Source organism: Sediminibacter sp. Hel_I_10 (genome assembly GCF_000688335.1).
Taxonomy (GTDB): Bacteria; Bacteroidota; Bacteroidia; order Flavobacteriales; family Flavobacteriaceae; genus Psychroserpens.
In genome coordinates this window covers 1-12049 of the sequence record NZ_JHZX01000001.1, presented here as the reverse complement: position 1 = coordinate 12049, position 12049 = coordinate 1, and the positions used below count along the sequence as shown (strand labels likewise).

Genomic DNA, 12049 nt, shown 5'->3' with positions numbered 1-12049 from the left:
GGATGTTGCTGCATTTAAGAATTGAAGATGAAAACACGATGCTATTATCTTCTCAAAACACAATAAATTGAAAATAAATGAATTAATAGGTTGGATGTCTCTAAATTGGAGTCACCTTTACAGTAATATTATAAATTTAAGAATAGTATCATGAGTAAAGGAACAGTAAAATTTTTCAATGAATCTAAAGGATTTGGATTTATTACCGAAGAAGGTGTAGATAAAGATCACTTTGTACACATATCAGGATTAGTTGACGAAGTTCGCGAAGGCGATAGCGTTGAGTTTGATCTACAAGAAGGCAATAAAGGTCTTAATGCAGTGAATGTAAAAGTGATTTAAAACACTTACATTGAATCAACAAAAAAGCCCATCAATTATGATGGGCTTTTTTTTGTGCTGTTATTTCACAACTTATAAAGTAATCTATTTTTTAATGCGCATGGGTTTCAATTGTATGAGTCCAAAAGCATCAAGGATTTTTATGATAACGTATGTCAAATCAACTTCATGCCATTTCACTCCAAAGTTGGCGCGACTGGCGTGTTTATGATGGTTATTATGATAGCCTTCACCCATCATTAAAAAATCAAAACGAAATAGGTTTTTACTGGTATTCTTCATTTGGTAATTAACATACCCGTAGATATGGCCAAACCAATTGATGATCACCCCGTGAATTGGTGCCATAAAAAAGGCTATTGGTAATAATAACCATTGCCACCAAGCTGTTACAAAATAAATAAAGAACAGCACGTAGAGCGAAATCCAAAGCAGTCGTGACAGTCTAGAGCTGGCAAATGCATCAAATGTTTTCCATTGCGGTACGTTCTTAGTAAAACGTTGGTCTACCGCAATGCGTTGTGTATTGATATCTTGATAAATGGTTTTTGTCTTCCACATCATGGCAAAGACGTTTGGGTCATGAGAAGGGGAGTGGGGATCCTTTTCAGTATCGGTATAGGCATGGTGCATGCGGTGCATAATGCCATATCCGTAAGCGCTCAAATAACTAGAGCCTTGAAAAATCCACGTTAAAATAAAGGTCAAGCGCTCCATGGTTTTAGACATGGTAAAGACTTGATGGGCAGCATAGCGATGTAGAAAGAAAGATTGAAAAAACAATCCACCGTACCACAGCACTAAAACAAATATAATTATGGTCATAGGTTTTTTTTACAAAGATAGGTGCACTAAGCGTGCCAAACAATGAACCTAAATCAATAAATCCGATGAACGGTAAGACTTGTATGAGTCAGTGGAAATTGAATAGAGAACCTTGATTTAGTCTATATGATTAGTTAAAGCTTTATTTTTAAGTACTTTATGTTTAAACTCGTTTTCTGATTCTGCTCAAAGCTTGTGGCGTAACCCCTATGTAAGAACTAATGTATTTTAAAGGAATGATTTCTAAAAGTTCAGGACGCTCCTTAAAAAGTTTGATATAGCGTTCTTCTGCCGAAAGATTGAGAAGATTTTGTTCACGTTTGGATTTTAACAAAAACAAGCGTTCTGCAGTTAGTCTTCCGATCAAGTTGCCAATTTGCGTGTTTTGATAAACAGACTGTAAGTCGCTATAATTGATACTCAAAAGTCGTGTTTCAGTGAGTGCTTGAAGTTGATAGTCTGAAGGTAGGCGTGTTAAAAAAGAATCATAAGCACTTATGAACTGATCTTTAAAACTAAAGCCAAAGGTTATTTCCTTCTCAGGATCTTCCTTTGGGATGAACAGTCGTACAACGCCAGATTCAATAAAAGAAATATGATCTTCTACAGCATTTAGCTTTAAAAATATTGATTTTTTAGGGATGATTCGTGGTTGCAGTTTCGAGGTGAAAAAAGACCAGTCCTTCGCAGAAATGGTGGCTATTTGATCTAGATATGCTTTTACTTGTTGCAAGGGTTGTGTTGTCTTGTTAATACTGTAAAGATACGTAAACTCAGAAAGTACATGGTGTCTTTTTATCGGTTTGACGAGCTTTGATGTTTATTTTATTAGTAGGCTTTGTTAGGTTGGTCTCAATAACCGACAGATGTCAAACTTGAATCCGTTTTACATTCAAAACAATCACATACCAATAAAAATCGGTATTGTTTTTTAGAAGTCTTTAAAATGCGCATCGTTTTTTTGGAGACTATGCATAACTTCTATTAAATCTATAGATAAAGGGCTTATCGGTATTTAAGTATGGTTAATAATTACGAATTTTGCAACCCATGGAAAAAGAGAAAATTTGGAAGAGTTGGAATGAAAACATCCAACATGCTTATACAAACTTACATAACATCACTACCGAAAAGGAGCTGCAAACACTTATTGCGGCGTCCCATCATATTAAAATCTTCGGAAATAAGCAGTCCTCAGCAGATATTAGCGCGGGTGTGTCTACTTTGGTAGATATGAGATCTTACGATCAAATTGTTAAGATCGATACCGAGAATAAACGTTTTACGGTGCAGTCTGGAATGCGATTAAGCACACTCTTAGAAGCTGTAGAAAATCAGGGTTGGTGCATCCCGTGCTTGCCAGATATCAATACCATTACTGTTGGTGGTGCCTTGGCAACAGGAACCCACGGTACGAGCGGATACATCTTATCACAATATATGGTGGAATGCCGTCTGGTTTTAGCCGATGGTACCCTCAAAATTATCACGGCCGGAGAGGAGCTTATGGATGCTGTGCGTGTGTCTATGGGGTTGTTGGGTGTTATTTCGGAGGTGACGTTTCAATGTGAAACCAATTATACCTTGCATGTTAAGGAAGGTCCGCAAAAGGATGACCACTGGTTATCTCAAATAAAGACCGCTCTCAAGCAGCATGATTTTCTCAGAATCTTATGGCTGCCACATACGGGAATGGGCTATGTAATTACTGGCGATAAAATAACTTCGGAAACTTTAGTACAAGAAAAACAGGGTCCTAAGTATTTAAAACACCGTCGAGCAGCATCAAAGATGCTCTATAAATATTCACACAGGTTTGCATGGACCACGGCTATAGCCAATAAATTATTAGCGTTTTTGTTTTTCTCCTCTAAAAAGGAACATAAAGGCTCTTTATATCAAGCCACAGTCACCAAATCTAGAGGTTCGACCTTAGAATTGGCGGAATGGACCGTCGCTTTAGATCAATTTCCGCAGGTGTTTAAAGAGATCAAGGCAGAGCTTGATGCTTGGAGCAATCGGTCTTTTGTGCACATTCCTATGGATGTTCGTTTTATATATAAGGACAAATCCTGGTTGAGTTATGCCTACGGTCAAGATACGGTGACCATGGGCTGTGTGTCGCGAAATGCCGCTACAGCAGATACCTATGCCGCTTTTGAAAGTGTGGAGCGCATTTTTCTGAAATACGGCGGAAGACCACATTGGGGCAAACGTTTTAAGGCTGGAGATGCTGAATTATCTGAACGCTACCCAAAATGGAATGACTTTAAACAGTTACGCCTTGAGATGGACCCCACCAATAAATTTCTAAATGCTTACACCACTCAATTATTAAATGAAACCCCTTATGATGATCAAACCAAACGCGTTGCTATTTGATTTTGATGGCGTAATTGTTCATAGTTTTAAAGTACATTCTGCAGCATGGCATACGGCATTTCAGCATGTATTTGGGTCAGCGTTGCCTCAATTGCCCCATGAGGCTTATGCGGGTAAATCACCAAGACTCATAGCAGCATTGTTTTGCGAGGTCGCTGGAGATAAGCAAAAAGCGAACATGCTATTAGATGCCAAAAAAACTTTTCTCGATGAAAGTACTGTGGCTCCAGAACTATTGCCTGGTGTTCACGAGATTCAAAAGTTTGCTGTAACTCATAAGATTCCTTACGGTATTGCCAGCAATGCCAACAGGCAATTTATTAAAAAGAGTATTGCTCAATTACAGATTCAATTTGAGCTGTATTATGGTTATGAAGATTATACCAATCCCAAGCCAGATCCAGAGCCTTATGTCAAATTAGCACAACGATTGGGTATTGCACCTTCCCAGTTTCAAAACACTTGGGTGTTTGAAGATAGTTTGGTAGGAATTTCCGCAGCAAAAAAAGCGCATATGTTTCCTGTTGGGATCTTAACCCAGTACAGTGAGCAACAGCTTAAAGATGCTGGCGCTGTGCTTGTGTTTCCAACGTTAAAAGAAGCTTATTTGGCCTTAGAGCGCGCGTACGCAACGGATAAATAGGGTAAAAATGGAGTAGGATAGGAGTTGTCTTTTAGTCGGCTATCGTTATATCCTATCCTTAATTTATGTGTTTTGAAAACTTAGACTAAGGTGAGTTTGATTCCCATTTCTTGAATACGATCTACAAAAGAGCTAGACAGACCTTTATCGGTAATAATTTCGCTGATCTCATCCAAATTGCAGATTTTAGCTAAACTGCGCTTTCCAAATTTAGAAGAGTCTGCTAAGAGAATGGTCTTTTGAGCCGACTGCATCATTTTTTGATTAAGGATGGCTTCTTCAACATTTGTAGTGGTACATCCAAAATCTAAATCAATACCATCCACACCCATAAAAAGTTGATTTGATGAAATGTGATTGAGAATATGTTCGGCATAATGCCCGGTAACAGAGGCGGAGCGGTGTCTTAAATTGCCTCCTAACTGAATGATGTCAATCTCTTGATGTTTGAGTAATTCTAAGGTTACGTGCAATGACGAACTGATCACGTTGATTTTACCTATTGGTAAAATGGCTTTTGCTAATTCTAAAACGGTGGTGCCACTTGCTATAATGATGGCATCGTTTTTCTGAATTCGGCTTGCTGCCGTTTCTCCTATTAATGACTTTTCCGCTGCTGAGATTTCAGCTTTTTCGGTTACATCACGTTCATTCATGTAGGGATTCTCCAAAGAGGCGCCACCGTGGGTTCGAAACAAAAGTCCTTTGTCTTCAAGAAGTTTCAAATCCTTTCGAATGGTTACGGCAGAAACGTCTAAATGTTCACAGAGTGCTGCTACTTTAACGTGCTTTTCCCTTTTTAATTGATCTAAAATTTGTTGATGCCTTTCCATGATGGTTGAGATATTCGTCTCTTTTCAAGTTAATCTTTACAAAGATAAGAGGTTTCGAAGAGATAAAAAACTACTTTTGTTTTATTTCGTTTTATGTTAAATGTTTGTTTTAATAGAAATTTTAACTTTCGTTTTTAATCGTTTTATTTCATTTTTATTATATTTGGTTATAATTGATAATATATCAAAACTAAATTATGACAACTATTTTTAACAGAGAACAGCTTATAAGTACACTTTCTGGGGTAAAAACCTGGGACGTAATTATAATAGGGGGTGGTGCCACGGGGTTGGGACTTGCCGTCGATAGTGCTACTAGAGGTTATAAAACCTTACTGCTTGAGCAAGTAGATTACGCTAAAGGAACTTCTAGCCGAAGCACTAAGCTGGTTCATGGTGGCGTACGCTATTTGGCTCAAGGAAACATTGATCTGGTGCGTGAAGCACTTCATGAACGTGGTTTGTTAGAGAAAAATGCACCACATTTAGTTAAAAATCAAAGTTTTGTCATTCCAAATTACCGTTGGTGGGAAGGTATTTATTATACCATAGGTTTAAAAGCATATGATTTTCTTGCCGGAAAATTAAGTTTAGGAAAGTCTACCCACGTCAATAAATCACAAACTGTTGAAAGATTAGCTACCATACGCCAAAAGGGGCTTTATGGTGGTGTGGTATATAAGGATGGTCAGTTTGACGATTCAAGATTGGCAATTAACCTAGCACAAACCGCTATTGAGCAGGGCGCTACGCTTCTCAATCATTTCAAGGTTACCGATTTGGTTCAAGATGCTTCAGGACAGATTACTGGTGTTGAAGCGAAAGATACCGAAACTGATCTCAAGCATACCTTTGAGGCCAACCTTGTTATTAATGCGACAGGCGTATTTTCCGATGACATATTAAAAATGCAGAAAGCAGATGCTAAAAAATCCATTGTCCCTAGTCAAGGTGTACACTTGGTGTTTGATAAATCCTTTTTACCGGGTGACGATGCCATTATGATTCCTAAAACAGACGATGGAAGGGTGCTCTTTGCAGTGCCGTGGCACGATAAAGTATTGGTAGGAACCACAGATACTAACCTCGATGATCACAGTCTTGAGCCACAAGCGCAAGAACAAGAGATTGAATTTATTCTTAGAACCTTCAATAATTATTTATCAAAACCAGTAAAACGTTCAGATGTTCGTAGCATTTACGCAGGTTTACGCCCATTGGCAGCACCAAAGGACGATTCAGAAAAAACAAAGGAAATTTCACGTAGTCACAAGATTATCGTTTCAGATTCTGGCTTGTTAACAATTACCGGAGGAAAATGGACCACCTACAGACGTATGGCCGAAGACACCATAGACAAAGCCATTTCGCTAAAACGTTTGCCTAAAAAAGAGTGTCAAACTAAAGATCTTGCCATTCACGGTGCCATGCCTACTACAGAGCGTGATAACCACATGTACATTTATGGTACAGATCAAGAGGCTATCAAATCTTTAATAACGGATGATGCGAGCTTAGGCGAAAAATTACATCCAAGATTACCGTTTTTAAAGGCCGAAGTGGTTTGGGCTGTACGCTACGAGATGGCTAGAACAGTAGAAGACGTTTTGGCTAGACGTGTAAGAGCATTATTTTTAGATGCCGACGCTGCGCGTAGCATGGCTGCTGAAGTTGCAGCAATTATTGCAAAGGAGCTCCATCGTGATGACGCTTGGAAACTTCAGCAAATAGATCAATTTACAACATTAGCAGGTCACTATTGCATTGATGGCAATACCGTTTCCGTATAAATTATAGTTCATATGCACCTCAGTATTCTTGGGGTGCTTTTTTTTAACCCTTAAAACATTCATTCAAATGGATCAGTATATCTTATCTCTAGATCAGGGAACTACGAGTTCTCGCGCAATCGTTTTCGATAAAAAAGGAGAGATTGTTTCAATAGCACAAAAGGAGTTTCATCAGCACTTTCCCAAACCGGGATGGGTAGAGCATGATCCACAAGAGATCTGGTCCACACAGGCAGGAGTAGCAGCAGAGGCTACAGTTTCAAAAGGATTAAACGGCAAAAACATTGCCGCCATCGGGATTACTAATCAACGGGAAACGGTTGTGGTTTGGGATCGTAAAACTGGTAAAGCCGTATACAATGCCATTGTTTGGCAAGATAAACGTACGGCAGCCTATTGTGATGAATTAAAGGATAGCGGTAAAGCTGAAATGATTAAGGAGAAAACAGGACTCGTGATCGATTCTTATTTTTCTGGAACCAAGGTCAAGTGGATTCTTGATAATGTAGAAGGCGCCAGAGAAAGGGCAGAAGCTGGCGAACTGGTGATGGGGACAATTGATACCTGGCTGATCTGGAACTTTACTAAAGGAGAACTTCATGTTACCGATGCCACAAATGCTTGTAGAACCTTGTTATATAATATCAATACCATGGATTGGGATGATGAGCTTTTAAAGTTATTTGATATTCCTAAGAGCATGTTGCCTACCGTTAAAGACTCCAGTGAAATTTACGGACATACCAAAACCACCGTTTTTGCTTCAAAAATTCCTATTGCAGGGATTGCAGGAGACCAAATGGCGGCACTTTTCGGACAAATGTGTACCAAGAAAGGCATGGTAAAAAGTACGTATGGCACAGGGTGTTTTATGTTAATGAACATCGGAAAGAAGCCTATTCTTTCAAAAAATAATTTATTGACCACTGTAGCCTGGCGTATTAACGGTAAGACCGAATATGCCCTAGAAGGCAGTATTTTTATTGGTGGTGCCGTGGTACAATGGTTGCGTGATGGACTTGGGATTATCAAAAGGTCATCAGATGTAGAAGCCCTTGCAGGCTCAGTGGATTCCACCGATGGCGTATATTTTATTCCTGCGTTTGCAGGATTGGGCGCCCCGTATTGGAATCAAAAAGGAAAAGGAACCATTTTCGGGATGACCAGAGGTACTACCGATGCCCATATTGCTCGAGCTTCATTAGAGGCTATAGCATATCAAACCATGGATATTTTAAAAGCCATGCAGGAAGATTCTGGTATTGAGATCAAAGAATTGCGGGTAGACGGCGGTGCTTCCATCAATAATACATTGATGCAATTTCAGTCCGATGTTTTAGAGTCGGTTACCATTCGTCCTAAAATTACAGAAACCACGGCATTAGGAGCAGCTTATCTTGCGGGACTTGCTGTAGGCTATTGGGAGAGTCGTGAAGAGATAGAGGCCATGTGGCAAGAGGACAAACGTTTCAATCCAGAAAAAGATCGTGAGTCTGTAGAAGCTGGTGTCAAAGGTTGGTATCAAGCGGTTAAAGCATTAGAATATTGGACAACCCTTTAAAACTTTAGCCAATGACACCTTTTATAGCAGAAATTATAGGCACAGGAATGTTGATCCTTTTGGGAGGAGGCATTGTTGCGAACGACATATTGAGTAAAACGAAAGGAAACGGCGGTGGTTGGATGACCATTACAACGGCTTGGGGACTCGCTGTATTTGTAGGCGTGGTGATTGCAGGTCCCTACAGTGGAGCGCACCTAAATCCAGCCGTAACCATCGGTTTGGCTGTGGGTGGTTTGTTTCCCTGGGCAGATGTTCCCACATATTTGGCAGCAGAATTTATTGGTGCTATGATTGGCTCAACTTTAGTGTATGTGATGTATAAAGACCACTTTGATGCCACTGAAGATGGTGGACTTAAAAGGGCTGTGTTCTGTACAGATCCAGCGATTCCTAATAATTTTAGAAATATCATGAGTGAGATCATTGGAACCTTTGTCTTGATCTTTTGTGTGTTCTATTTCTCAGGAGCAGAAATAGCTGATGGCACAGGTACCAAAGTTGGATTAGGTTCAATTGGCGCTATTCCCGTAGCCTTTGTGGTATGGGGCATTGGGCTTTCCTTAGGTGGTACTACCGGGTATGCCATTAATCCTGCACGGGATTTAGGACCACGAATTGTACACGCGCTATTGCCCATTAAAGGTAAGATTGATAGCGGTTGGAGTTATGCTTGGATTCCTATTGTAGGCCCCATCATTGGTGCTGTTCTAGCTGCCGGACTCTACTTAGTATTGAATTAAAACACTCTAAAACATTACATTATGAATGTATTTAAAACCGCCTTAGGGCTGTTGTGTATGCTTGCACTTCAGCAACTACAGGCACAGGAAGACTTACGCTCGTCAGATCTTGAAATCCAAGATTCAATAGCGGTGACTTATAAACCTTTTGACTTCAATTTACAGGTTAAAAACATGCACTTATGGAAAGGACTTCGGGTAACCGATGCGCCCATGACTGCCGCAGACATCAACTATACCTCTAAGGACGGCCGCTTTAGGGCAGGACTCTGGGGCGGTGCTGGAGTTACCGGCTATTATTCGGAATTTGATTATTATGTGTCTTACAGCTATAACGGATTTTCAATTGCGGTATGGGATATCAATAATTCCAGTGATTTCCCTGATGCGAAGATTTTTGACTATGATCGCGGGAGTACGTCTCATTTCATAGACGTTACCGTTGGTTATCAGTTTCAGAATGTTCCATTGAAATTATCTTGGAGTACAATCGTGCAGGGTAGAGATACTTATGTCAATAGCTCGGGCGAATTGCGGAACGCTTTCTCGAATTATGTAGAAGCCAGTTATAAGCTTATAGTGAAAAAAGATTGGTCTTTGAGTGCCTATGTGGGAGGCGCATTTTCATTTCAAAGTGAATCCCATTTTTATGGAGACAATCCTAATGTGACCAATTTGGGTCTGATTTACGCCAAACAAGTCCATGTTCTTAAAAAGTTTATATTACCAGTTTCGGCGACGGCCATGTGGAACCCAGAACAAGACTATGGCGCCATACAAGTGGCGGTAACGTTATTCTAAATGAGCGTTAGATTTATAGTAAGACCATGATAAAACCATTAAAAAGATGATGCTAATGGCTGTGCTATCAAATTATTTGAGATAAACATCACAGTGGTTGCTATCGTAAATTAATATTGAAACGTTTGTATGTAGAGAGGAAGTAAGTATTAAGATCATTTGGGGAGATCTTAGTGCTTTGTGTTTTTATTTTACATAATATAAAGACTAATACACTTTTAAAGGTGTATTTTTTGTTAATACCTTCGGGACTAGGGGATTAACTTAAAAACGTTTCTATATGGAATTGTTTTTGTTCGTTGTTGTTTTTATAACCAAAAAACAACATGACTAGAAGATTCAATGATTTAAAAGAGGCTTTAAAAAAGCATTCAACACATTTAGATTTAAAACCCCATTATTCCGTTGATGTAATAACATCACGGACTTTTTATAAAAAAAGGGATGCTATCAATCACATAAAAAAGCTTGATACAATATCCCAAAAATTAGAGGTTCAAATTTCTTTAAATAACCTCATTATAAATTCTTTTGCCATCAATCTTGATGCTTTAGAAGATTCTCACAATTTACCTTCAAAGATTATAGGCATTCAGCAATTAAATGCTAAGAAATTCGAGGTTTTCGGCTGTGAGCCATATATCAGAAAATCATTCCAAATTTTAGAAGCGCAATATGATGTTTGTTGCGGTATATCTGATTTTTATAAGAATAGGTCAGAAAAATCAATCTCCCTTCCTGCAAAAGTATTGAGTCAATCAATTATGCGGGATGTTTCATTTTATAGACAATCGATATGAGTACTGTTAGACAAAATTTGATGGCCTTTGGTGAGGATTTGGGTCAACGTGCTTGTGACCTTTATACGGGGTTTAAATTTTTAGATGCCGATTCCTGTTTATATCCATCGGATGAACTAGAAAACGCTTTTGATTGGTATTCTACAGATGAGGGTTATGACTTTTGGAATGATGTTTTTTTCGAACAACGAATTATTGATGAAAATAAATTTTATAAATCCTTAGAAAATGAAGATCCAAACGAATACTGATTTTATTAATGAAGTCGGTTTAACCATTCCTAATACATCTAAAGACATACTCATAATGATTGAGTATTTGTCTATTAAAAACGCATTGCGTGATCTTCTGTACTACACTGAGAAAACATTATCCGTGAAGTTCGTTTTTAAGTACACTTCGAAATACAATTTCAACGATGCTGAGAAATATTTTAATCTTAAAAGACAAGAATTATGAAAATGCAATATCAAAAAAATACAGTAGGATTTTCAATTAAAGTTCCTAACCGTTTTAGAAGGTATTTTTTCCGTTATATGGAAGATTCCTTTCACGGTTCACATAATATTTTCGCTGTAAATGAATATAAAGATCATGAAGTTCATAAAATAGAACATGCTGACGAATGGCGAATTGCAAAGATGGTAAAGTCTATTAATTCAGGTTGGAAACCTGATTTCTAAAAACACAACAATTATGAAAGTTTCATTTACACAGAACGGTACATATAGAAGATTGAAAGTTTCAAATGAGAATTTACCTGATTTAGTGGATTTCATTTGTTTACGCCTTGGATCAATTAAAGTTATGCGTTGTTACCGATATCGGGGTTATTCCGTTTTACATACTGATATTAATGTTAAGCTTCTTGCGTCATCAGTTAAAGAATTTAATGAGATTGAGAATTTATGAAAAAAATTTCTTCAGATAATAAGCAAAACAGACGAAAGTTTGTAAAGGATAAGGTTTCAGACTTATTCAACAATCCCCCTTCAAACATTCAGATCGATACGTATAATCAAGCTTTTCAATATATAGCTGATAATCTACTCTTTTGCCATTACGATACAATACGTCGCATATATAAGGGCGAGCTATAACAAATCTCTGATTTGTTTTCTTGGTTTATCATTAGTAACGGTAAAAACGAATCCAAGTAATAACCGTAAAAATTCACTTTCAAATTTTTTTGTTTTAAAAACTATGACATCAAGCGCATATTTTCAAGTACGTAATGGGGCAATATTACAATTATGGGATAATTCACATTTAGATTTTGTTCGTAATGGTTGTCGAAAATCATTGAGACAAAATCAAGAAAGTTATATA

The 12049-nt window shown here is 38.1% G+C and carries 13 protein-coding genes; 10 read left to right on the top strand and 3 right to left on the bottom strand.

The window, feature by feature from the left end:
- Window positions 1-150: 150 nt before the first annotated feature.
- On the top strand, window positions 151-342 hold the full coding sequence (locus tag P176_RS0100080) for a cold-shock protein (RefSeq protein ID WP_026752784.1): 192 nt from the start codon (window positions 151-153) through the stop codon (window positions 340-342).
- An 84-nt stretch (window positions 343-426) separates the two neighbouring features.
- Here the strand turns inward: P176_RS0100080 and P176_RS0100075 are convergent, their stop codons facing one another.
- Both P176_RS0100075 and P176_RS0100070 read right to left on the bottom strand, forming a co-directional pair.
- Window positions 427-1167: an acyl-CoA desaturase gene (locus P176_RS0100075; RefSeq protein ID WP_026752783.1), complete on the bottom strand. Its 741-nt coding sequence runs from the start codon at window positions 1165-1167 to the stop codon at window positions 427-429.
- A 163-nt stretch (window positions 1168-1330) separates the two neighbouring features.
- Window positions 1331-1900, bottom strand: coding sequence for a Crp/Fnr family transcriptional regulator (locus tag P176_RS0100070; protein ID WP_026752782.1), 570 nt, complete (start codon window positions 1898-1900; stop codon window positions 1331-1333).
- A 317-nt stretch (window positions 1901-2217) separates the two neighbouring features.
- On the opposite strand from P176_RS0100070, the gene P176_RS18685 reads away from it, so the two are divergent.
- Window positions 2218-3549 carry a D-arabinono-1,4-lactone oxidase gene (locus tag P176_RS18685; RefSeq protein WP_051605332.1) on the top strand — a complete coding sequence of 444 codons (1332 nt, stop codon included), beginning with the start codon at window positions 2218-2220 and terminating at the stop codon, window positions 3547-3549.
- Complete coding sequence (locus tag P176_RS18680) at window positions 3518-4192, top strand: HAD family phosphatase (protein WP_231481137.1); 675 nt, start codon at window positions 3518-3520, stop codon at window positions 4190-4192. The genes P176_RS18685 and P176_RS18680 overlap by 32 nt, the downstream gene beginning before the upstream one ends.
- 80 nt (window positions 4193-4272) lie before the next feature.
- Here P176_RS18680 and P176_RS0100055 read toward each other — a convergent pair whose 3' ends face one another.
- Window positions 4273-5025 carry a DeoR/GlpR family DNA-binding transcription regulator gene (locus P176_RS0100055; RefSeq protein ID WP_026752781.1) on the bottom strand — a complete coding sequence of 251 codons (753 nt, stop codon included), beginning with the start codon at window positions 5023-5025 and terminating at the stop codon, window positions 4273-4275.
- Window positions 5026-5222: 197 nt separating this feature from the next.
- Here P176_RS0100055 and P176_RS0100050 point away from each other — a divergent pair, with 197 nt between their 5' ends.
- The 7 genes from P176_RS0100050 to P176_RS0100015 all read left to right on the top strand — a co-directional run bounded on the left by P176_RS0100050 (window position 5223) and on the right by P176_RS0100015 (window position 11403).
- Window positions 5223-6815 carry a glycerol-3-phosphate dehydrogenase/oxidase gene (locus tag P176_RS0100050; RefSeq protein WP_026752780.1) on the top strand — a complete coding sequence of 531 codons (1593 nt, stop codon included), beginning with the start codon at window positions 5223-5225 and terminating at the stop codon, window positions 6813-6815.
- 67 nt (window positions 6816-6882) lie between these two features.
- On the top strand, window positions 6883-8376 hold the full coding sequence (gene glpK / locus P176_RS0100045) for a glycerol kinase GlpK (RefSeq protein ID WP_026752779.1): 1494 nt from the start codon (window positions 6883-6885) through the stop codon (window positions 8374-8376).
- 11 nt (window positions 8377-8387) lie between these two features.
- Window positions 8388-9119, top strand: coding sequence for an MIP/aquaporin family protein (locus P176_RS0100040; RefSeq protein ID WP_026752778.1), 732 nt, complete (start codon window positions 8388-8390; stop codon window positions 9117-9119).
- 21 nt (window positions 9120-9140) lie between these two features.
- Complete coding sequence (locus tag P176_RS0100035; RefSeq protein WP_026752777.1) at window positions 9141-9920, top strand: hypothetical protein; 780 nt, start codon at window positions 9141-9143, stop codon at window positions 9918-9920.
- Between the two features lie 326 nt (window positions 9921-10246).
- Window positions 10247-10720: a hypothetical protein gene (locus P176_RS0100030; RefSeq protein ID WP_026752776.1), complete on the top strand. Its 474-nt coding sequence runs from the start codon at window positions 10247-10249 to the stop codon at window positions 10718-10720.
- On the top strand, window positions 10717-10971 hold the full coding sequence (locus tag P176_RS0100025; protein ID WP_026752775.1) for a hypothetical protein: 255 nt from the start codon (window positions 10717-10719) through the stop codon (window positions 10969-10971). Before P176_RS0100030 ends, P176_RS0100025 begins: the two co-directional genes overlap by 4 nt.
- A gap of 204 nt (window positions 10972-11175) precedes the next feature.
- Window positions 11176-11403, top strand: coding sequence for a hypothetical protein (locus tag P176_RS0100015; RefSeq protein ID WP_026752773.1), 228 nt, complete (start codon window positions 11176-11178; stop codon window positions 11401-11403).
- The last annotated feature ends 646 nt before the right edge of the window (window positions 11404-12049 follow it).

What these genes read in the sequence shown, in the direction of transcription:
- P176_RS0100080 (WP_026752784.1), top strand. Translation starts at nt 151, where the DNA reads ATGAGTAAAGGAACAGTAAAATTTTTCAATGAATCTAAAGGATTTGGA.
- P176_RS0100075 (WP_026752783.1), bottom strand. Translation starts at nt 1,167, where the DNA reads ATGACCATAATTATATTTGTTTTAGTGCTGTGGTACGGTGGATTGTTT.
- P176_RS18685 (WP_051605332.1), top strand. Translation starts at nt 2,218, where the DNA reads ATGGAAAAAGAGAAAATTTGGAAGAGTTGGAATGAAAACATCCAACAT.
- P176_RS18680 (WP_231481137.1), top strand. Translation starts at nt 3,518, where the DNA reads ATGATGATCAAACCAAACGCGTTGCTATTTGATTTTGATGGCGTAATT.
- P176_RS0100055 (WP_026752781.1), bottom strand. Translation starts at nt 5,025, where the DNA reads ATGGAAAGGCATCAACAAATTTTAGATCAATTAAAAAGGGAAAAGCAC.
- P176_RS0100050 (WP_026752780.1), top strand. Translation starts at nt 5,223, where the DNA reads ATGACAACTATTTTTAACAGAGAACAGCTTATAAGTACACTTTCTGGG.
- glpK (WP_026752779.1), top strand. Translation starts at nt 6,883, where the DNA reads ATGGATCAGTATATCTTATCTCTAGATCAGGGAACTACGAGTTCTCGC.
- P176_RS0100040 (WP_026752778.1), top strand. Translation starts at nt 8,388, where the DNA reads ATGACACCTTTTATAGCAGAAATTATAGGCACAGGAATGTTGATCCTT.
- P176_RS0100035 (WP_026752777.1), top strand. Translation starts at nt 9,141, where the DNA reads ATGAATGTATTTAAAACCGCCTTAGGGCTGTTGTGTATGCTTGCACTT.
- P176_RS0100030 (WP_026752776.1), top strand. Translation starts at nt 10,247, where the DNA reads ATGACTAGAAGATTCAATGATTTAAAAGAGGCTTTAAAAAAGCATTCA.
- P176_RS0100025 (WP_026752775.1), top strand. Translation starts at nt 10,717, where the DNA reads ATGAGTACTGTTAGACAAAATTTGATGGCCTTTGGTGAGGATTTGGGT.
- P176_RS0100015 (WP_026752773.1), top strand. Translation starts at nt 11,176, where the DNA reads ATGAAAATGCAATATCAAAAAAATACAGTAGGATTTTCAATTAAAGTT.